The 19,282-nt window shown below is 68.4% G+C and carries 16 protein-coding genes; 12 read left to right on the top strand and 4 right to left on the bottom strand.

Annotated features, from left to right (window positions below):
• The first annotated feature begins 22 nt into the window (after window positions 1-22).
• The 3 genes from J5837_RS15740 to J5837_RS15750 are packed head-to-tail and all read left to right on the top strand — an operon-like array spanning window position 23 to window position 3,892.
• The gene (locus tag J5837_RS15740) at window positions 23-634 is read left to right on the top strand and encodes a class I SAM-dependent methyltransferase (protein WP_210537733.1); all 612 of its coding nucleotides are present in this window, start codon (window positions 23-25) and stop codon (window positions 632-634) included.
• Entirely contained in the window at window positions 627-1,814 is a 1,188-nt protein-coding gene (locus J5837_RS15745; protein ID WP_210537734.1) for a glycosyltransferase, read from the top strand. Before J5837_RS15740 ends, J5837_RS15745 begins: the two co-directional genes overlap by 8 nt.
• A 2-nt stretch (window positions 1,815-1,816) precedes the next feature.
• Entirely contained in the window at window positions 1,817-3,892 is a 2,076-nt protein-coding gene (locus tag J5837_RS15750; protein ID WP_210537735.1) for an NAD-dependent epimerase/dehydratase family protein, read from the top strand.
• Between the two features lie 331 nt (window positions 3,893-4,223).
• On the opposite strand, the gene J5837_RS15755 is transcribed toward J5837_RS15750, so the two are convergent.
• Complete coding sequence (locus J5837_RS15755; protein WP_210537736.1) at window positions 4,224-5,252, bottom strand: acyltransferase family protein; 1,029 nt, start codon at window positions 5,250-5,252, stop codon at window positions 4,224-4,226.
• A gap of 94 nt (window positions 5,253-5,346) precedes the next feature.
• Here J5837_RS15755 and J5837_RS15760 point away from each other — a divergent pair, with 94 nt between their 5' ends.
• From J5837_RS15760 to J5837_RS15775, 4 genes are all read left to right on the top strand, one after another.
• Entirely contained in the window at window positions 5,347-6,498 is a 1,152-nt protein-coding gene (locus J5837_RS15760) for a glycosyltransferase (protein WP_210537737.1), read from the top strand.
• Between the two features lie 119 nt (window positions 6,499-6,617).
• A complete protein-coding gene (locus tag J5837_RS15765) occupies window positions 6,618-7,544 on the top strand; it encodes a glycosyltransferase family 2 protein (protein ID WP_210537738.1) in 927 nt (308 codons plus the stop codon).
• A 73-nt stretch (window positions 7,545-7,617) separates the two neighbouring features.
• Window positions 7,618-9,615 (top strand): asparagine synthase (glutamine-hydrolyzing), encoded by a 1,998-nt coding sequence (gene asnB, locus J5837_RS15770; protein ID WP_210537739.1) that lies wholly within the window; start codon window positions 7,618-7,620, stop codon window positions 9,613-9,615.
• A gap of 27 nt (window positions 9,616-9,642) precedes the next feature.
• Complete coding sequence (locus J5837_RS15775) at window positions 9,643-10,587, top strand: class I SAM-dependent methyltransferase (protein WP_210537740.1); 945 nt, start codon at window positions 9,643-9,645, stop codon at window positions 10,585-10,587.
• Window positions 10,588-10,772: 185 nt separating this feature from the next.
• On the opposite strand, the gene J5837_RS15780 is transcribed toward J5837_RS15775, so the two are convergent.
• Window positions 10,773-11,948 (bottom strand): PQQ-dependent sugar dehydrogenase, encoded by a 1,176-nt coding sequence (locus J5837_RS15780; protein WP_210537741.1) that lies wholly within the window; start codon window positions 11,946-11,948, stop codon window positions 10,773-10,775.
• A gap of 139 nt (window positions 11,949-12,087) precedes the next feature.
• On the opposite strand from J5837_RS15780, the gene J5837_RS15785 reads away from it, so the two are divergent.
• Genes J5837_RS15785 through J5837_RS15800 form a run of 4 tightly spaced genes read left to right on the top strand, consistent with a single transcriptional unit; the run spans window position 12,088 to window position 15,909 of the window.
• Window positions 12,088-12,336 (top strand): acyl carrier protein, encoded by a 249-nt coding sequence (locus J5837_RS15785; RefSeq protein ID WP_210537743.1) that lies wholly within the window; start codon window positions 12,088-12,090, stop codon window positions 12,334-12,336.
• An 11-nt stretch (window positions 12,337-12,347) separates the two neighbouring features.
• Complete coding sequence (locus J5837_RS15790) at window positions 12,348-13,856, top strand: class I adenylate-forming enzyme family protein (protein ID WP_210537744.1); 1,509 nt, start codon at window positions 12,348-12,350, stop codon at window positions 13,854-13,856.
• Window positions 13,853-14,851: an NAD(+) synthase gene (gene nadE, locus J5837_RS15795; protein ID WP_244756054.1), complete on the top strand. Its 999-nt coding sequence runs from the start codon at window positions 13,853-13,855 to the stop codon at window positions 14,849-14,851. The genes J5837_RS15790 and nadE overlap by 4 nt, the downstream gene beginning before the upstream one ends.
• A 2-nt stretch (window positions 14,852-14,853) precedes the next feature.
• Window positions 14,854-15,909, top strand: a complete 1,056-nt coding sequence (locus J5837_RS15800) for a GNAT family protein (protein ID WP_210537746.1) — start codon at window positions 14,854-14,856, stop codon at window positions 15,907-15,909.
• A 31-nt stretch (window positions 15,910-15,940) separates the two neighbouring features.
• Here the strand turns inward: J5837_RS15800 and J5837_RS15805 are convergent, their stop codons facing one another.
• Window positions 15,941-16,948, bottom strand: a complete 1,008-nt coding sequence (locus tag J5837_RS15805; protein ID WP_210537748.1) for a polysaccharide deacetylase family protein — start codon at window positions 16,946-16,948, stop codon at window positions 15,941-15,943.
• Between the two features lie 7 nt (window positions 16,949-16,955).
• On the opposite strand from J5837_RS15805, the gene J5837_RS15810 reads away from it, so the two are divergent.
• The gene (locus tag J5837_RS15810) at window positions 16,956-17,861 is read left to right on the top strand and encodes a glycosyltransferase family 2 protein (protein WP_210537749.1); all 906 of its coding nucleotides are present in this window, start codon (window positions 16,956-16,958) and stop codon (window positions 17,859-17,861) included.
• Between the two features lie 14 nt (window positions 17,862-17,875).
• On the opposite strand, the gene J5837_RS15815 is transcribed toward J5837_RS15810, so the two are convergent.
• Window positions 17,876-19,273: a TIGR03013 family XrtA/PEP-CTERM system glycosyltransferase gene (locus J5837_RS15815; RefSeq protein ID WP_280518238.1), complete on the bottom strand. Its 1,398-nt coding sequence runs from the start codon at window positions 19,271-19,273 to the stop codon at window positions 17,876-17,878.
• Window positions 19,274-19,282: the final 9 nt, after the last annotated feature.

Below are 19,282 nucleotides of genomic sequence, written 5' to 3' on the forward strand. Positions count from 1 at the left end.
CGCGCTCACGAGGAAACCCGGAATGTTCGCCGACACCGCGAGTCTGTTGAAGAAAGCCCGCCGCCGCCTTTGGATGAAGTACGCGCTGCGCGGCGTCGGCGGCAACGACAACCATCAGGGGCTCGACCTCGCCTACCGGATGGAGGATCCATGGAACATGGATTCGCCGATGGAGCGCACGCGCTTCGAGGCCACCAACCGGATCATCGAGCAGGCCTTCGGCCGGGTCGGATCGGTGCTCGAGATCGGCTGCGGCGAAGGCCACCAGACCGAATACCTGGCCCGGTTGAGCGATCGGCAATACGGCATCGACGTCAGCCCGCACGCGATCGAACGCGCCCGGGCCCGGCTGCCGCAGGCGCATTTCGCCGCCACCGAACTGTCCGCGCAACCGTGGGGCGACCAGCAGCACCGCTTCGACCTGGTGACCGCCTGCGAGGTGCTGTACTACCTCAGCGATCCGGCCGAGGAATTGCGGCGCATGCGCCATCTGGGGCGCAATGGCCTGGTGACCTTCTTCGCGCCCGCCTGCGGCAGGGTCGGCCCGCACCTGGAGAAGCTGCCCGGCGTGCACCGCGACTGGATCTTCCACGGCGGCACCGCGTGGCTGGTGGCGTGGTGGCGCAATGACTGACGTCCATGCCGCCCTGCACGGGCGGGGCATCGTCTACTTCGGCAACGACTGGAACGCGGAGAACCGCACCAGCAGCCACCATGTCGCCGCGCGCCTGGCCCAGCGCATGCCGGTGCTGTACGTCGATTCGCCCGGGATGCGCGCGCCCAACGCTTCCGGCCGCGACCTGCGCAAGGCCTGGCGCAAGCTGGCCGCGGCATTGCGCAAGCCGGAACCGATCCGCCCGGGCTTCTGGCGCTGCACGGTGCCGCAGTTGCCGTTCCGGCGCGTTCCCGGCGTCGAGGCGTTCAACCGCGCGTTCGGCCGCTGGGCGGTGCGCCGTGCGCTGCGCAGCGTCGGCATCGACCGGCGCATTTCCTGGTTCGTGGTGCCGCATCCGGGCTTCCTCGCCGGTCGCCTCGGCGAAGACCTGTGCGTGTACTACTGCATCGACGACTACGCCGCACACCCGGGCGTCGACGCGGAACTGATCGGCCATCGCGACGCGGCGCTCAGCCGCAGCGCCGACCTGCAGTTCGTCGCCCCACCCGCGCTGCTGGAGCCCAAGCGCGCGATCAATCCGCAGACTTTCTACGCGCCGCACGGCGTGGACGTGGACCTGTTCCGCCGCGCCGGCGACGCCGGCACGCCGCTGCCGCCGGCCGCGCGCGACCTGGCTTCGCCGGTGATCGGCTACATCGGTTCGCTGCACGAGTGGATCGACTTCGAACTGATCGCCTGGCTGGCGCAGCAACGCCCGCACTGGACCTTCCTGCTGGTCGGGCACGCCGCCGCCGACGTCGGCGCCCTGCGCAGCCTGGCCAACGTCAGGCTCGCGGGTCCGCAGCCCTATGCCGACCTGCCGCGCTGGGCCAAGGCTTTCGATGCCGCGATCATTCCGTACCGGCTCAACCGCCAGGTCGCCAATGCCAATCCGCTGAAGCTGCGCGAATACCTGGCCACCGGCAAGCCGGTGGTCAGCGTGCGCAATCCCGAGATCGAGAAATTCGCGCGTTGGGTGCGCATCGCCGACGACCGCGAAGGTTTCCTGCAGGCGCTGGAACAGGCGCTGGCGGAAAACGATCCGGATGCCGCCGCCGAACGCATCGCCGCGGTCGCCGACCAGACCTGGGACCGTCGCGTCGACGACGTGCTCGCCGTCGTGGCGCGCGCCCTCCCCTCTAGCTCCCAAGCCGCCTGAACATGCTCACCACCACGCCCCACTCCCCTGCCTCCACCCGCCTGCGCGTCGCCATCGTCGGCGCCGGTTACGTCGCCACCCATCACCTGGCCGCGCTGAAGCAACTGGACTTCGTCGACGTGGTCGGCATCTGCGACAGCCAATTGCCCGCGGCGCAGGCGCTGGCCGCGCGCTTCGGCATTCCGCGCAGCGCTACCGCCCTGGCCGACCTGGCGGATGCGCAGCCGCAGGTCGTGTATGTGCTCACCCCGCCGTCGTCGCACCCCGCCATCGCGCTCGCCGCGCTGGACATGGGCTGCCACGTGCTGGTCGAGAAGCCGATGGCCGACAGCGTGGCGGATTGCGAAGCGATGATCGCCGCCGCGCAGGCGCGCGGCCTGCTGCTGGGCGTGAACCATTCCGACTTGTTCGACCCGGTACTGATGCAGGCGCTACAGGCGGCGCGCGACGGCCGCATCGGCGAGGTGCTGTCGGTCGACATCATCCGCAATTCCGAATACCCGCCGTACGCTGGCGGCCCGCTGCCCGGTTCGGTGACCCAGGGTTCGTATCCGTTCCGCGACCTCGGCGTGCACGGGCTGTACACCATCGAGGCGTTCCTTGGCCCGGTCGAGCGCCTCGGCGTCGAATGCCAGGCCAGCGGCACCGATCCCAACCTGCATTTCGACGAATGGCAGGCGCAGGCGTGGACCCGGCGCGGCGTCGGCCGCCTGTTGCTGTCGTGGAACGCGCGGCCGATGGAGAACCGCGTGTTCGTGCGCGGCACGCGCGGTACCATCGAGGTCGACCGTTTCCTGCAGACCTGCCGCGTGCATCGCGTGCTGCCGGGACCGAAGTTCATCGGCATCGTCGCCAACGCGTTCTTCAGCGCGGTCAAGGACGTGTTCCGCATTCCCTGGAACGTGGTCCGTTTCGCCACCGGCCTGTTGAAGCCGTCGCCGGGCATCCGCCATGGCGCGCGCGCCTTCGCCGAAGCCGTGCGCGACGGCGGCGCGCCGCCGTTTTCCGGCGAGGACGCCTTGCGCATCGCGCGCCTGCTGGAACCCGCCTGCGCCGAACCCGATCGCCAGCGCCTGGCATTGCTGGAAAGCCGTTACGCGGCACTGCCCCCGGCCGACGCGCTGGTCACCGGCGCCGCCGGCTTCCTCGGCCGCAAGGTCGTCGCGCGCCTGCGCGGCGAAGGCCGCAGCGTGCGCGTACTGGTGCGCCGCCCGGTGCCCGCCTACGCGAACGATCCCGGCGTGCAGGTGGTGGTCGGCGACCTTGGCGACCCACGCATCGTCGACCATGCGGTGCGTGGCGCGGGCGTGGTCTACCACGTCGGCGCGGCGATGCGCGGCGGTCCGCGCGATTTCGAGGCCGGCACCACCTGGGGCACGCGCAACGTGGTCGAAGCCTGTCTGGCGCATGCGACGCGGCGGCTGGTCTACGTCAGCTCGATGAGCGTGTTCGACCATGCCGGGCGCGACCCGGCCGCGACGATGACCGAAGGTTCGGCGCAGGAACCCCATCCCGACTGGCGCGGCGCGTATACCCGCACCAAGCTCGACGCGGAACGCTTCGTCCGCGACGCCATCGACCATCGCGGCCTGCCCGCGGTGATCCTGCGCCCCGGACAGATCTTCGGGCCCGGCGCGGAGCAGGTCACGCCGAACGGGGTGATCTCGCTGGCGGGTCGCTGGGTCGCGGTCGGCAGCGGCAAGCAAACCCTGCCGCTGGTCTACGTCGACGACGTGGTCGATGCCCTGCTGCTGGCGGAAGCCGCGGCGCAGGCCAGCGGCGGCACCTTCAACATCGTCGATACCGCCACGGTGACGCAGGAGGCTTACCTGCAGCGTGCGCAGCGCAAGCTGGGCGCCACGCTCAAACGCGTCCGGGTGCCGACCTGGGTGTTCCTGGGACTCGGCTTCGGCGTGGAGTTGCTGGGCAAGGTGCTGAAGCGTGAAGTGCCGCTGACCCGCTATCGGGTACGCTCGCTGCGCCCGCTTTCCAATTTCGATACCCGCGCCGCGCGCGAGCGGCTGGGCTGGACCCCGCGCGTCGGCGTGGCGAAAGGCCTCGACGGCACGTTCGGTTGATTCAGTCCGCGAAGGACGCGAAAAACGAAGCATTCGGACTCCAGTGTGGAATCTCCTTCTCCCCGTTCACGGGGAGAAGAGCCTGCCCTCGAATGCTTTAGTCGGGGGTGGCCGACAGCCCGGATGAGGGGCGCGCGCGAAGCGAGCATGCTTTTGCTTCTTGATCGCAGGCAATAGCAATAGCAACGGGCAACATCAAAAGCGCCCCTCGCCGCCTCCGGCGCCCTCTCCCCATCAAACGATGGAGAGAGGAACGTCACGTCGGATTTTGCGTTCTTTACGGACTCCATCGCTTCCTGGGAAGCTTCCCGGCCCGTCCGCATCCGCGGGCTCACGCCTCCTGCGCACGGGCGTGGCGCATCCGCCATTCCGCGCGGATCCACTCCATCGCCGGCTTTTCCACGAGCCGGTGCAGTGCGGTCGCCAGCGTGAAGGCCAGCGTCATCGACGCGAGCACTGCCGCCCACGCCGGCACGCCGGCGTGCTCCAGCCGGTAGATGGCGACGAAACCCACCGACTGGTGGACCAGGTACAGCGTGTACGAAATCCCACCGATGAAGGCGAACAGCGACAGGTTCAGGAAGCGCAGCCAGCCGCGCACGAACGCCGCGAAGATCGCGCAGCACACCACCGCGACCAGCAGCATCAGCGGTTTCTGGCCGATGCCCACCGCCAGCAAGGCCAGCGCGATCATCGCCACGTCCCCCCGCCACTGCGCGGGCCGGGTCCGCAGGCGATAGAACAGGATGCCGAGGGCGAAGAACGGGACGTGGCGCAGGATCAGCAGTTCGCGCATCGCGTACGGGAAATGCCAGCCGGCCCGCTCGAGCAATCCTTCCAGCGCGGCCAGCAGCAGCCAGCCGCCGATGATCCAGCGGATGCGGCCGAGCCAACCCAGCACGAACCACAGCAGCATCTGCGCGTAGAAGAACAGTTCGATTTCCAGGGTCCAGTAGGAACCGTCCAGTTCCTCGGCGCCGAGGAAGTCCTGGACCATGGTGACGTTCAGCAGCAGGTCGTCCATGTGCAGGCGCTGGCCGTGCAGGCCGACCGTGTACACCACCGCCGCGGTGATCGCCATCGCTGCCCAGTAGGCGGGGAACAGCCGCGAGAAGCGCGATACCACGAAATCCATCGCGGTGCGGGTGCGCTCCAGGGTCATGAAGATCACGAAGCCGCTGATCAGGAAGAACAGCTGCACGCCGTATTTGCCGAATGCCATACTCGGCAGCGACCCGCCGGCATGACCGATCTGTTCCGCATACCGCGTTGTGTAGTGGTAGGCCATGACGGCCACGGCGGCGATGCCCCGCAATGCATCCAATTCCACCACGCGCGCAGATGGCGAGCCTTCCTTCACCACATCGGTCCCCTGTTCCGATTCGCAGCTTGATCGCTATAACGTCGGCCACCCCGCGGACAGGCCATCGAGGCCGCCCGCACGCGCCGACGCCATGCGCCTCCTGATCGTCACTTCCCAGTTCCCCATCGCCGGGGAACCCAATCGCGGCCGCCCGATCCACCAGACCGTGCGCGCACTGGCGGGCATGGCCGAAGTGCACGTATTGAGCCCGGTCGCGACCTATCCGCGCTGGGCGCGTCCGCGCAGCTACCTGTATCGCGCGCCGGGGCCGGCCGCGGCGATCGAGGGCTGCAAGGTGGACTACCTTCCCTACCCGGCGTTGCCGGCACTGTCGCGGCCCTTCAATGGCGCGCTGTGCGCCCGCGCATTGCATCTTGCGGTCGCGCGACTGCGGCCGGACGTGCTGCTCTCCTACTGGCTCTACCCCGACGCCTACGGCGCCCTGCTGGCCGCGCGGCGCGCCGGCGTGCCCCTGGTGGCCGGCGCGCGCGGCTCGGACATCCGGGTGCGCGACGCCATCAGCCGCCGCCTGACCCGGCGCGTGGTCCGCGGGGCCGACGCCTTGCTGACGGTCAGCGACGATCTGGGCCGGCTCGCCGTGCGCGATTACGGCGCCAATGCGGAGCGCGTACATGTCGTGCCCAACGGCTGCGACGCCTCGATCTTCCATCCGCGCGACCGTGCCGCCGCCCGCGCCGCGCTCGGCGTGCCCGCCGACGCGCAGCTGGTCGTCTACGTCGGCCGCCTGGTTCCCGAAAAAGGCCTGCGCGAACTGCTGGAAGCCGCGCGGCAACTGGCGCCTGCGATGCCGGACCTGCGCATCGCCCTGGTCGGCGAAGGCCCGATGCGCGCCGAACTGGCGGCGCTGGCCGCGCAAAGCGGCTGCGAGGTCGTGTTCGCCGGCGCGCAACCGCCGGACGAAGTCGCGCGCTGGATGGCCGCCTCCGACCTGGTGACCCTGCCCAGCTACTCCGAAGGCCATCCGAACGTGCTGGTCGAGGCACTGGCCTGCGGCCGCGGGGTCGTGGCGACCCCGGTGGGCGGCATTCCCGAGGTCGTCGATGCGGCCTGCGGCGTGCTGGTACCGCCGCGCGATGCCGAGGCGCTCGCCGAAGGCCTGCGTTCGGGCCTGGCGCGCGAATGGGATGCGGCAGCGCTGGCGAAGCGCTTCTCGCGCAGTTGGACGCAGGTGGCGGAAGAAACGCTGCGGGCTTGCGAGGCGGTCCTGCGCAGCGGACGCTGACGGCCGGTCTGCGCCGCGTTTTGCGTTGGCAATGCCGTTACCGACGACCGCAGACGGCAGAACCTTCGGCGGTTTTGCGAATCGGAGTCGCAGCGACCGTTCCATTGCCGATTCCAACCATGCCCAAGGTCAGCATCATCATCCCCGCCTACGAAGCCGCCGCCTATGTCGCGGAGGCCATCCAGTCCGCGCTGGCCCAGACTTGGCCGGACAAGGAGGTCATCGTCGTCGATGATGGCTCCTCGGACGCCACCGCCGCGATCGCCGCGTCCATCCCCGGGGTGACCTGCCTGCGCCAGGCGAACGCCGGCGTCTCCCACGCGCGCAACACCGGCGTGCGCCATTCCTCGGGCGAGCTGGTCGCCTTCCTGGATGCCGACGATGTCTGGCATCCCGGCAAGCTCGAGGCCCAGGTGCGCCTGCTCGAACGCTATCCGGACTGCGATCTGGTCTACTCGAACTTCGTGGAGATACCGGAATCGCTCGCTTCGCCCGGACGGCCCGGCGGCGACGGCCTGCCGCGACACACGCGGACGACCGATCTCGAGAGCAGCTTTTTCCATCCGTTCTTCGGCACCTCGACCGTGGTCGTGCGCCGCGCCGCCTTCGACCGCGTGGGCGGCTTCGACGAATCGCTGCCCTACGCCGAGGACGTCGATTTCTTCCTCAAGGTGCTGGTCGGACGCCCCGCCACCGCGATGATCGATGCGGCCGTCGTGTACAAGCGCGACGTGCAGGGCAGCCTCAGCCACGACAGCGCTTCCGGCTACGCCAAGCTGCTCGAGGTGTATCGCCGCATTTTCGCGACCCACCCTGCCCTCGAGGCAAACCATCCCGGCATGGCCTCGCGCAGCTACGCGAACCTGCATTCACGGCACGCCGCCAGCCTGGTACGCAACGGCAAACGCATGGACGGACTCCGCTCCGCCTTGCGTTCCATGCAGGAACGGCCCTCGCTTCCGGCAGTCGTCGGCATCGGCCGGGCCTGCCTGCCCGGGTTCCTGTTGCGCGCGGCCAAGCGGGCCAAACTTGCCATGGAGCGTTGATATCCGCATGCAGAACGCCACTCCCGGCCCCGACGACTTCCACCGCACTGGCGCCTAGGGAGACTTCGTCGCCATGTGCGGAATCGCAGGTTTCAGCGGCCCCGGCATCCGTGCGGACACCGCGCGCGCCGCCCTGAGGAAGATGATCCGGACCCTGCACCACCGCGGCCCGGACGGTTATGGCTTCCACGTCGAAGACGACGTCGGCCTCGCCCATGCGCGACTGTCGATCATCGACCTGGCCACTGGCGACCAGCCGATCCACAACCCGCGCCGCGACGTGTGGACGGTGTTCAACGGGGAAATCTTCAACTACATCGAGCTGCGCCGCGAGCTGGAAGCACAGGGCCACCGCTTCTACACCCAATCCGACACCGAAGTGATCGTGCACCTGTACGACCGCTATGGCGACGATTTCGTCAAGCACCTCAACGGCCAGTTCGCCATCGCGCTGTGGGACGGAACGCGCCGGCGCCTGGTACTGGCGCGCGACCGGGCCGGGATCCGCCCGCTTTACTACGCCGATTTCGACGGACGCGTCTGGTTCGCTTCGGAAATGAAGGCCCTGCTTGCGGTACTGCCGCAATGTGCGCGATTGAACCCGCAGGCGCTGGTGCAGGCCTTCACCTATTGGTCGCCGGCAGACCCGGACACGTTGTACGAAGGCGTGCGCAGCCTGCCGCCGGGCTGCCTGCTGGCGGTCGAACGCAATGGCCGGCAGACACTGAAGCAGTACTGGGACTGGACCTTCCCCGATGCGGCGGAGACTTCGCCATCGCGCTATCCGCTGTCGGTCGAGCAGGCGACCGCAGAATTGCGCGAACTGCTGGTCGATGCGGTGCGCCTGCAATTGCGCGCCGACGTGCCGGTCGGTGCCTACCTCAGCGGCGGATTGGACTCATCGGGCATCGTCGCGCTGATCCGCGGCTTCACCGACACGCCGGTGCGCACGTTCTCGGTGGCATTCGAAGACGGCGAGTTCGACGAAAGCGGCTACCAGCAGGCGATGGTGCGCCACCTCGGCACCGACCACACCACCCTGCGCTGCACGCGCCGCGACATCGGCGAAGCTTTTCCCCGGCTGGTCCGCCACGCCGAGGCACCCGTGCTGCGCACCGCGCCGGTGCCGCTGATGCTGCTGTCGGGCAGCGTGCGCGAGCACGGCTACAAGGTGGTGCTGACCGGCGAAGGCGCCGACGAGGTGTTCGGCGGCTATGACCTGTTCAAGGAAGCCAAGGTGCGCCGCTTCTGGGCGCGGCAGCCGGATTCGCGATTCCGTCCGCTGCTGCTGCAGAAGCTGTACGGCTACCTGCGCAATTCGCCGGTCGGCCATGCCGGCTTCGCCCAGCAGTTCTTCGGCCAGGGCATGCAGTATCTGCAGCGGCCGGTGTTCGCGCATGTGCCGCGCTGGACCACTTCGCAGCGTGCGCTGGCGTTCCTGTCGCCGGAGCTTCGTGCCGCGACCGCCGGATGGGATCCGCTCGACTTCTACGAACGGACGCTGCCCGCGAACACTTCTGACTGGAGCCCGCTGGCCCGCGATCAGTACGTCGAGGCGAAGTCGCTGCTGGCCGGTTACCTGCTGTCGTCGCAGGGCGATCGCGTGGCGATGGCCAATTCCATCGAAGGCCGCTTCCCCTACCTGGACCATCGGGTCATCGAGTTCGCCAACCGCCTGCCGCCCAGCTTCAAGATCCGCGGCATGACCGAGAAATACCTGTTGCGCCGCGCCCTGGCGGACCTACTGCCCGCCGATATCGTCAACCGCACCAAGCAGCCGTATCGCGCCCCGGACAGCCAGAGCTTCTTCTTCGACGGGAAACCGCTGGACTACGTCGCCGATGCGTTCGAGCCCGTGCGGCTGCGCGACGCGGGGTACTTCGATCCGGCGGCGGCCGGCCGGCTGTTCGAGAAATGCCGCCAGGACCGTGCCACCGGCTTCGCCGACAACCAGGCCTTCGTCGGCATCCTGTCGACGATGCTGCTGCACCGGCAGTTCCTCGACGATGCCGCGACGCGGCGCGAAACAACCGCGGGAGAGACGGCGCCGCTGGCGACCGTCGCTTCCTGATCCGGGACCAGGGAGAGGGCATCGTCCATGCATTGGCGGATCAAGGGAACCCTGCAGAAAGCATTGGGCTATCTGCCCGGCGGCGATGCGTTGCATTTCCAGCTGCAGCGCCGCTTCGGCGGCCTGCGTGATTTCTCCGGCGAGTTGGCGAGCAAGATCGACGACTGGACGATCATGGCCGGGCACCTGCGCAACGCCGGCCGCGAGTTCGCCGGGATGCGTGGTTTCGAGATCGGCACCGGCTGGTATCCGACGTTTCCGTTCGCGTGCTACCTGGCGGGCGCGGCGCGGATCACTACTTACGACCTCAACCCGCATCTGCGCGCCGACCTGACCCGCGCCTGCGTGGAAACGCTGGAACGGTTCCTGCCGGTGATCGCCGAAGCCGGCGGCGCGAACCCGGAGGCGGTCCGCCAGCGCTACGACGCGCTGCGCGAACGCATCCTAGCGGGCGACGACCTGGAGACGGCGAGCAGCGGCGTGATCCATTACCGCGCGCCCGCCGATGCGACGAAGACGACGCTGGGCGAAGGCGAAGTGGACGTGGTGTTCTCCAACAGCGTGTTGGAACACGTGCCGGCGGAAGTGATCGAGGCGATGTACCGCGAGTCCATGCGCATCCTCGCGCCGGGCGGCATCATGTTCCATTCGGTCAATTGCGGCGACCATTACGCGTATGTCGACCGCAAGTTGCACCAGCTGCATTACCTGCGTTATTCGGACCGGCAATGGCAGCGCTGGAACAACGCCTTCCTGTACCAGAATCGTTTGCGTGCGCGGTATTTCGTCGACGAGGCGAGAGCGCTTGGGTTCCGGATCGAACTGAATACGGCGACTGCGCGACCCGAACGGCTCAGGCAACTGGCGAGCACTCCGGTGCACGCGCAGTTTGCCGGCATTCCCCCAGAAGAGCTGTGCATTACCAGCGTCGATTTCATCGCGCGCAAACCACGTACCGCGGAGCCGGCTTGAGGAATCCGATGTGGGAGCGACGTTAGTCGCGATGCTTTTGTCGTTTTCCTTGCAATCGGGCTGAAAAGCATCGCGACTTACGTCGCTCCCACGCCCGGTATCCTGGCGCCCGGACTGAAGACAGTGACAGAGGCGGAGGCAATCGAGAATTTCCTGCACAAGTCGATTGATTGCCTCTACCCGCTTCAGTTCGCTGGCGACAACCGCAACAGCTTGCCGTCGGCATCATCGGTCAACACATAAAGCGCCCCATCCGACCCCTGCCGCACATCGCGGATGCGTTGCCCCAGCGCACCCAGCAGGCGCTCCTCGTGCACCACCTTGTCCCCATCCAGCTCCAGGCGAATCAACGCCTGCCCGGCCAGCGCACCAAGGAACAGATTGCCCTCCCATTGCGGGAACAACTGGCCGGTATAGAACGCCATGCCGCTGACCGCCGGCGATTTCTTCCACACATAGGCGGGATCCTGCATGCCCGGCGCGCTGCGCCCGATGGAACCGGGCACCGGATCGCCGTCGTAATCGATGCCGTGAGTGACCAGCGGCCAGCCGTAGTTGGCGCCCGCCTTCTCGATGTTGATTTCGTCACCGCCCTGCGGCCCGTGTTCGCTGGTCCACAACTGGCGCGTGCGCGGATGCAATGCCGCACCCTGCATGTTGCGATGGCCGTACGACCAGATTTCCTTGCGCGCGCCTTCGCGGGCGACGAAAGGATTGTCGTCGGGAACGCGTCCGTCGGGCCAGATCCGCACCAGCTTGCCCTGCAGCTTGTCCAGTTCCTGCGCCGCCTCCGCGGCGACGCGGTTGTCGCCCTGGGTGACGAACAGATGCCCGGCGTCGTCGAACACCAGCCGCGAACCGACATGGCTGCCGGCCGACAGCTTCGGCTGCTGGCGATAGATCACTTCGACATCCTTCAGTGCGTCGCCTTCGAGGCGTCCGCGTGCGACCGCGGTACCGGCGAGATTGCCGCGGAAATTCGGCTCGGCGAAGGACAGGTAGACCAGGCGGTCCTTGGCGAAGCCGGGCGACAACGCCACGTCGAGCAGGCCGGCCTGGCCATCGACGAACAGCTTCGGCAAACCCGCGATGGGCGCGGAGACCGCGCCTGTCGCATCGATGCGGCGCAGGCGGCCCGGGCGTTCGCTGACCAGCATGCCGCCTTCGGGCAGGAACGCCAGCGCCCACGGATGGTCCAGTCCGGCGACCCATTCGGTCACCGCGTAACTGCCCTTCTCGGAGGGATACACCTTCGCCACCGCATCGCGGACGGCGTGCGGCGGCCTGGCCGCATCGACCGGCTCCGCGCCCGGCCGGCACGCGGCCAGTCCGCACAACAACAAGAATGGCAGGCGCCTCATCGCGATTCCCTTCCCTCGCCGGTCGCCGTCGATGGTAGCACCCGCTTCCGTGCGGACACGGGGCGTCCCGAATGGCCTGAAAGCCGCGCATTCCGCGTATTCACCGGACAGAAGCGAAACCGGAAACAGGGGGAGTCCCATGCCGCAGAAGCAGCTGATCAAGCAGTTCATCCTGGAGAATTTCCTGTTCTCCGACGACGCCTCGGCCATCGGCGACCAGGATTCGCTGATCCAGACCGGCATCGTCGATTCCACCGGCATCCACGAACTGGTGTTCTTCCTCGAGGACACCTTCAAGCTGCAGATCGTGCCGGAGGAAATGATCCCGGCGAACTTCGATTCCATCCAGACCGTCGACGATTTCGTCAGCCGCAAGCTGGCCGGCTGATCGCCCCCGACGTGGCTACCCTGCCCGCCCGCGTCGCCCGCGTGGCCCGGGAACGTCCCGGGAACATCGCCATCGTCGACGGCGAACGCCGCATCGACTACGCGACGTTCTGGAAACAGTGCAACCAGTTCGCCGAGCGGCTGCGCGCCGACGGCCTGCAACCCGGCGAACGCGTCGCCATCATCCTGCCCAACCGCATCGAAGCCGCCGTCGCCTGTTACGGCACCTGGCTGGCTGGCGGCGTGGCGGTGCCGTTGAATGCTCAGGCGCGCGTGCGCGACCTGCTGCCATGGCTGCGCCATTGCGGCGCGCGCCACGTGGTCGGCGAGCGCGCCAACCGCGACACCGTCGAAGCCCTGGCACAACTCGCGCCGGCACCGACGGCGAGCCTGCTGGAAGACGGACAATCCCTGGTCGCCGATGCCGGCGCCACGCCGGAAGCCTCCGCACCCGCGACCGCGCCGGGCGACCTGGCCACGATCCTGTACACCTCCGGCACCACCGGCGCGCCGAAAGGCGTGATGCTGAGCCACGCCAACCTGCTGGCGAACGCGGAATCCATCGTCGGCTACCTCGGCCTGACCGCGGATGACCGGGTGCTGAGCATCTTGCCGTTCTACTACGCGTACGGGGCGTCGGTACTGAACACCCATCTGATCGTCGGCGGCTGCGTGGCGCTGGGGCCCAGCCTCGCCTTCCCGAAGCTGGTCGCGGAAGCGATCGAGCGCGAGCAGGCCACCGGCTTCCCCGGCGTACCTTCGACCTTCGCCCTGTTGCTGGAAACGCTGGTGCGGGAAAAACAGTCACTACGGTCCTTGCGTTACCTCACGCAGGCTGGCGGCGCGATGTCCCCTGCATTGACCCGTCGCCTGCGTGAGGTCCTTCCGGAGCCGCGGTTGTTCGTCATGTACGGGCAGACCGAAGCGACTTCGCGGATCAGCTGGCTGCCGCCGGAACGGCTGGACGACAAGCCCGGTTCGGTCGGCATCCCGGTCGCGGGCACGCGCTGGAAGATCGTCGGCGAGGACGGCCGCGAAGTCGGCCCCGGCGAGAGCGGCGAAGTCTGCGTCCGCGGGCCGGGCGTGATGCCGGGCTACTGGAACAACCCGCAGGCGACGGCTACCGCGCTGCGCGATGGCTGGCTGCATACCGGCGACCTCGGCTGGCTCGACGGCGACGGCTACCTGTACCTGCACGGCCGGCGCAGCGACATGATCAAGACCGGCGCGCACCGCGTGCATCCGCTCGATGTCGAGGAAGTGATCGCCGAGTTGCCAGACGTACGCGAAGTCGCAGTGGTCGGCGTGGACGACGAAGTGCTCGGCCAGGTGGTCGGGGCCTATGTCGTTTCCAGCGATGCATCGATGCCGCGCGCCAGCGACCGCATCAAGGCGCACTGCCGCGCCCGCCTGGCCGCCTACAAGATCCCGCGCCACGTGACCTTCGTCGACGCCTTGCCGCGCACCGCGTCGGGCAAGGTGCGTCGCGCCCAACTGACGGAAACCATCCCAAGCCCATGAACCGCCCCGAACAACCCATGCTCGATCCGCGCGTGCTCGACCTCGATTTCGAAAGCGAGGCCACCCGCATTGCCGCGCGCCTGCGCGAGATCGTCGCGCGGCAACTGCACCGTCGCGGCCTGGTCGTGGCCATTTCCGGCGGCATCGACAGCTCGGTCAGCCTAGCGCTGGCGGTGCGCGCCCTGGGGCCGGAGCGCGTGTTCGCGCTGATCCTGCCGGAACGCGATTCCTCCGACGACAGCGCGGTGCGCGCCGGCCTGCTCGCCGAGCATCTGGGCGTGCGCACCGAGACGGTGGACATCGCGCCGGCGCTGGAGGCGATCGGCTGCTACCGCGCGCGAGACGCAGCGGTGCGCAATGTCGTGCCCGGCTACGGCGAGGGCTGGAAGTTCAAGATCGTCATTGCCGGCGGCGTCGAAGGCCTGATCAACCGCTTCCGCGTCGTTGCCGAATCGCCAAGCGGCGAACACGTCGAACGCGATCTCGCCCTGGCCGATTACCTGACCATCGTCGCGGCCACCAACTTCAAGCAGCGCATCCGCAAGACCCTGGAATACTTCCACGCCGACCGCCTGAACTACGCCGTGGTCGGCACGCCCAACCGGCTGGAATACGACCAGGGTTTCTTCGTCAAGAACGGCGACGGTTCGGCCGACATCAAGCCGATCGCGCACCTGTACAAGTCGCAGGTCTACGCCATGGCGCGCCACCTGGGACTGCCGGAACGCGTCTGCGCCGCGGTGCCGACCACCGATACCTACAGCCTCGACCAGGGCCAGGACGAGTTCTACTTCGCCCTGCCCTACCGGCAGATGGACCTGGCGCTGTGGGCGCTGAACCACGCACGGCCCGCCGCCGAACTGGCCGCCGCCCTCGACCTGAGCGAAGCGCAGGCCGAAGCGATCTACACGGACATCCGCAACAAGCGCCGCACGACCCGCTACCTGCACCTGGCGCCGGTGCTCGCCGGCGAGGTCGCCGAACTGGACTTGTGAACATGGCTTCGACGGCGACGTCGTCCTATGTCGTGCGTGCCGGCGAACCAGCGCGCGACCGCGAGGCCACGCTCGCGGTATGGCGGGGCAACCTCGGCCGCAACGAGCGGATGGCGGCGAAGTACGACTGGTTCTACCTGCGCTGTCCGCATGGGCAACCGTTGCTGCAACTGTTGTGCGCGACGGACACGGGCGCGCCGGTGGGCACCGCCACCGCGGGCCGCCGTCGCCTGCACTGGCAAGGAAGCGCCTTGCGCGCCGGCGTACTGGTGGACCTGGCGGTACTGCCGGAACACCGCTCGCTCGGACCCGCGCTGATGCTGCAGCAGGGCTTGATGGATTCGGCGGCCGACGAGGCCCTCGACGTGCTGTACGGCTTTCCCAATCCGAAAGCCGGTCCGGTATTCAAGCGCATCGGTTACCGCCAACCGTTCACCCTGTGCCGGTACGCGCGCGTATTGCGCCACGCCGGATACATGCGCACGCACCTGCCGCGCTGGCTGGCGACCCCTGCCGGATGGATCGCGGATGTGGCGATGGCTTGCCTGGACGCCTGGCACGCACTGCGCGGCCCGCGCCTGCGCGCGCACTGGAGCGACGAGGTCGACCCGCGCGTGGACGCGCTGTGGGAAGCGTCGCCCAAGGGCGATGACGTCGTCGCCGTCCGCGATGCCGCGCACCTGCGCTGGCGCTTCGACGACTCGCCGCTGGCCACCACCCACTACCTGCTGCTGGAGCGCGCGCGGGACCGGATGCTCGACGCATGGTTCGCGGTCCAGGCCGCGGACAACATGCTGCACGTATGCGACTTCTGGTCGGCCGACGGCGCGCGCGGCATGGCCGCGCACCATATCGCCGCGCTGCTTCGCGCCGCGCACCGTCAGGGCCATGCTTCGGTTTCGGTCGAGATCCGCGCCAGCGATGCGCAATTGCGCGGCTGGCGGGCCTGCGGCTTCCGCCCGCGCGGCTATCGGCCGGTGTTCCTGCGCTGGACCCGGGCGGATTCGCCCGCGGCATCCGCGGCATGGTTCCTGACTTCGGCGGACGAGGATGAATGAACCTCCGCGATCCGTCGCCACGCCGCGGCGCCTAGGCCAGGCGTTGGCTCGGCTTGCGGAACAGGTACAGCGCCAGCAGGTCGGGACGGAACCTGCCATGGCCATCCACCACCGTGTCCGTTTCGAAACCGGTGCGGCCGAGCAGCCAGCCGAGCTGCGGCGCGGTCGGGTTCAATACCGGCACGCTGGTGAACACCAGCTCGTAGCCGGCCTCGCTCGCACGCGCGGCGATGTCCCGGTCGAACGATCCGTGCGGAAACGACATCGACGCCGCATTCGCATCCGGCTGCCCGAGCGCGGTGGCCAGCGCGGCGCGCGCGCCACCCAGTTCGGCATCCAGGTCGACCGCCTGCCGCATCGGCGTGTGCGTCTTGCCGTGCAGGCCCAGGGCAACGTCGCCCCGCAGCAGCCGATGCAGGTCCTGCGCGTCGACCATGTGCCGATGGCCGTCGTCGAGCCGGTCGGAGAACGGCGCCAATACGCGTTCGCGCTGGCCGGGATCGAGTTCCTCCAGACGGGCGATCAACTTGCGCAACGCCCCCATCGACTCGCCTACCCCCTCGGCCGCGCCGAGCGCGGAGGCGAGCTCGCACACGGTCAACACGCCGCGCCGCCACGCACCGATCAACTGTTCCTGGAAGAACGGCTGCCGCGTGCCGACGGCATCGGACACCACGAACATCAGCGCAGGCAAGCCCGCGCGCCGCAATGCCGGCAAGGCATGGTCCGCGTTGTCGGACCAGCCATCGTCGAAGGTGATCAGCAACGCACGCGGCGGCAGCGAGCCTTTGCCGCGCCGCGCATCCAACACCTGCTGCAGGGAGACGACATGGTAGTGGCGCTTGAAGAACGCCAGCGACGCTTCCAGCCAGGCGGTCGCCAGGGTGTAATCGGGATCGCAACTGCTCCAGCGGGGATCGTCGGGCGGAAGCACGCGGTGGAACATGACCACGGTCAGCGTGTTCGCGTTGCGGATGCGGTGGTAGAAGCCCAGCAGCCCACTGGCATATAAGAACTTCTTGGAGGCTTCCTTAAGCATGGCGCCCGTGATCCGAATTTCAGCGATTATACCCACGTACAACCGGCGCGACCTGGTGATCCGCGCCATCGAAACCGCGCTGGCGCAGACCGTGCCGATCGACGAAATCATCGTCGTCGACGATGGTTCCAGCGACGGCACCGGCGACGCGTTGCACGCACGCTATGGCGAACGCATTCGCTACGTCTGGCAGGCCAACGCCGGCGTTTCCGCGGCCCGCAACCACGGCATGCGCCTGGCCCGCGGCCGCTACTTCGCCCTGCTCGACAGCGACGACGAATGGCTGCCGGAGAAGACCGCGCGCCAACTGGCCCTGCTGCAGGCGCGCCCCGACCTGGGCATGGCCCTGTGCGACGTGCAACGCGTCGACGCCGCCGGCAACGCGATCGACATCCTGCGCCGCCGCGACACGATCCGCGAAGACGGCCCCGCGCTGCGCTGGGTGATCCACAACCCGGCGCTGGCCCCCGCGTCGGCCATGTTCCTGCGCGAAGTCTTCGAGGATATCGGCGGTTTCGACGAAAGCCTGCGTACCGCCGAGGACATCGACTTCCACCTGCGCGTGGCGCGGCGGTGGCCGATCGGCGTGGTCGAGGCGCCGCTGGTGCGCGCAATGCGCGGCCACGACGGCCTGTCCGCCGACCCGGGCACCTACGACGACTACGTGCGGGTGGTCGAACGCGCGATCGCCGGCGCGCGCGGCGTGCTCGACGACCAGGACCTGGACCGCGCGCTCGCTTCCACCTACGCCCGCAACGCGCGCGGCATGCTGATCCGCGGTCGCTGGTCCGATGCGATGCGCCTGATCCGGCGCTCGTGGGGTCTGACCCAGGATCGCGAGGTACGCCGCGAGCTGCTGCGCTTGCTGCCGTTCGCCGCGCGCCGTGCTTTGCGCGGGATGCTGCCTCGCTGAAGGCACGGCGCGTTTCAGCGCGCGCCGCGGCCGAACATCACCACTTCGACGGTCTGCAGCAGGATCATCACGTCGAACACCAGGCCGTGGTTCTTAACGTAGAACAAATCGAACTTCAGCTTCTCTTCCGCGTCGCGCACCGAGGCGCCGTACGGATAGCGCAACTGGGCCCAGCCGGTCAGCCCGGGCTTCATGCAATGGCGCACGCCGTAATAGCGGACCTCGCCGTTGAGCATGTCGACGAACTGCGGGCGCTCCGGGCGCGGGCCGACGAAACTCATGTCGCCGCGCAGCACCGCGAACAGCTGCGGCAGCTCGTCCAGCCGGGTCTTGCGGATGAACTTGCCCACGCGCGTGGTGCGGTCGTCGTTGCGGCTGGCCCATACCGCCACGCCGCCCTTCTCCGCATCGACGCGCATGCTGCGGAACTTGGTCAGGGTGAAGTGGCTGCCGCGCTCGCCGACGCGCACCTGCCGGTACAGCACAGGGCCACCGGATTCCAGCCAGATCGCCAGCGCGGTCAGCAGCATCAGCGGCCACGACACCAGCAGCAGCGAGCCCGCCGCGACCAGGTCGAAGAAGCGCTTGCTCAACCGGCGCGGCGCCGAATGGTCGAAGCCGCCCGAAAACACCAGCCACGACGGATCGACCACGTTGAGCTGGACCATGCCGGCTTCGCGCTCGAAGAAACTGGACACGTCGGTCACCGCGACGCCCGCCTGCGCGCATTGCAGCATTTCTTCCATCGGCAATCCGCCGCGACGCTCGTCCGGCGCGATCACCAGTTCGTCGATGCCGAGGCGTTCGACCAGTTCCGCCAGGCCCGCCTCGCCAGGATGCACCAGCAGTTCTTGGGAAACCTGCAGCGTCTGTCCCGGCACCGGCACGAAGCCGACCACCGTGAACGAGCGCCGGTCGGATTTGCGGCGCATGCGCGAATTGATCAGGTCGGCGTTGACGCCGGCGCCGAACACCAGCACGCGCCGCTTCAGCACGCCCGAATGGAATACGCGCACCCAGGCCAACCTGACCAGCAGCACTCCGATCGCGCTGGCGGCCAGCGACATGACCAGCACGCCGCGACCGATGTAGGCCGGCGGGAACAGGTAATAGAGGACGGCGAGCGCGACGCCGCCGAAGACGAAGGAAAACGCGATGCGCAGCGCGAAGTCCATCCGCGAATGGCGCAGGTGCGGCTGGTACAGGCCGAAGGCCGTCATCGCACCGGTGATGAACAAGGCCACCAGCACGGCGCGGACCGGCGCCTGCTCGGCGAAGACCTGCCCATATTCGCGATCGGCGTGGAAGCGCAGCCAGCCGGCGATCATCACCGCGGCGAAGATCACCACCATTTCGATCAGCCAGAGGATCCGGGCAGCATTGGCCTTGCGGCGTGCAGGGCTGGACTTCATCGTGCCGTC

Source organism: Pseudoxanthomonas helianthi (genome assembly GCF_017939625.1).
Lineage (GTDB): Bacteria > Pseudomonadota > Gammaproteobacteria > Xanthomonadales > Xanthomonadaceae > Pseudoxanthomonas_A > Pseudoxanthomonas_A helianthi.

Coding starts and splice junctions, on each gene's coding strand:
- J5837_RS15740 (WP_210537733.1), top strand. CDS start 23: ATGTTCGCCGACACCGCGAGTCTGTTGAAGAAAGCCCGCCGCCGCCTT.
- J5837_RS15745 (WP_210537734.1), top strand. CDS start 627: ATGACTGACGTCCATGCCGCCCTGCACGGGCGGGGCATCGTCTACTTC.
- J5837_RS15750 (WP_210537735.1), top strand. CDS start 1,817: ATGCTCACCACCACGCCCCACTCCCCTGCCTCCACCCGCCTGCGCGTC.
- J5837_RS15760 (WP_210537737.1), top strand. CDS start 5,347: ATGCGCCTCCTGATCGTCACTTCCCAGTTCCCCATCGCCGGGGAACCC.
- J5837_RS15765 (WP_210537738.1), top strand. CDS start 6,618: ATGCCCAAGGTCAGCATCATCATCCCCGCCTACGAAGCCGCCGCCTAT.
- asnB (WP_210537739.1), top strand. CDS start 7,618: ATGTGCGGAATCGCAGGTTTCAGCGGCCCCGGCATCCGTGCGGACACC.
- J5837_RS15775 (WP_210537740.1), top strand. CDS start 9,643: ATGCATTGGCGGATCAAGGGAACCCTGCAGAAAGCATTGGGCTATCTG.
- J5837_RS15780 (WP_210537741.1), bottom strand. CDS start 11,948: ATGAGGCGCCTGCCATTCTTGTTGTTGTGCGGACTGGCCGCGTGCCGG.
- J5837_RS15785 (WP_210537743.1), top strand. CDS start 12,088: ATGCCGCAGAAGCAGCTGATCAAGCAGTTCATCCTGGAGAATTTCCTG.
- nadE (WP_244756054.1), top strand. CDS start 13,853: ATGAACCGCCCCGAACAACCCATGCTCGATCCGCGCGTGCTCGACCTC.
- J5837_RS15800 (WP_210537746.1), top strand. CDS start 14,854: ATGGCTTCGACGGCGACGTCGTCCTATGTCGTGCGTGCCGGCGAACCA.
- J5837_RS15805 (WP_210537748.1), bottom strand. CDS start 16,948: ATGCTTAAGGAAGCCTCCAAGAAGTTCTTATATGCCAGTGGGCTGCTG.
- J5837_RS15815 (WP_280518238.1), bottom strand. CDS start 19,273: ATGAAGTCCAGCCCTGCACGCCGCAAGGCCAATGCTGCCCGGATCCTC.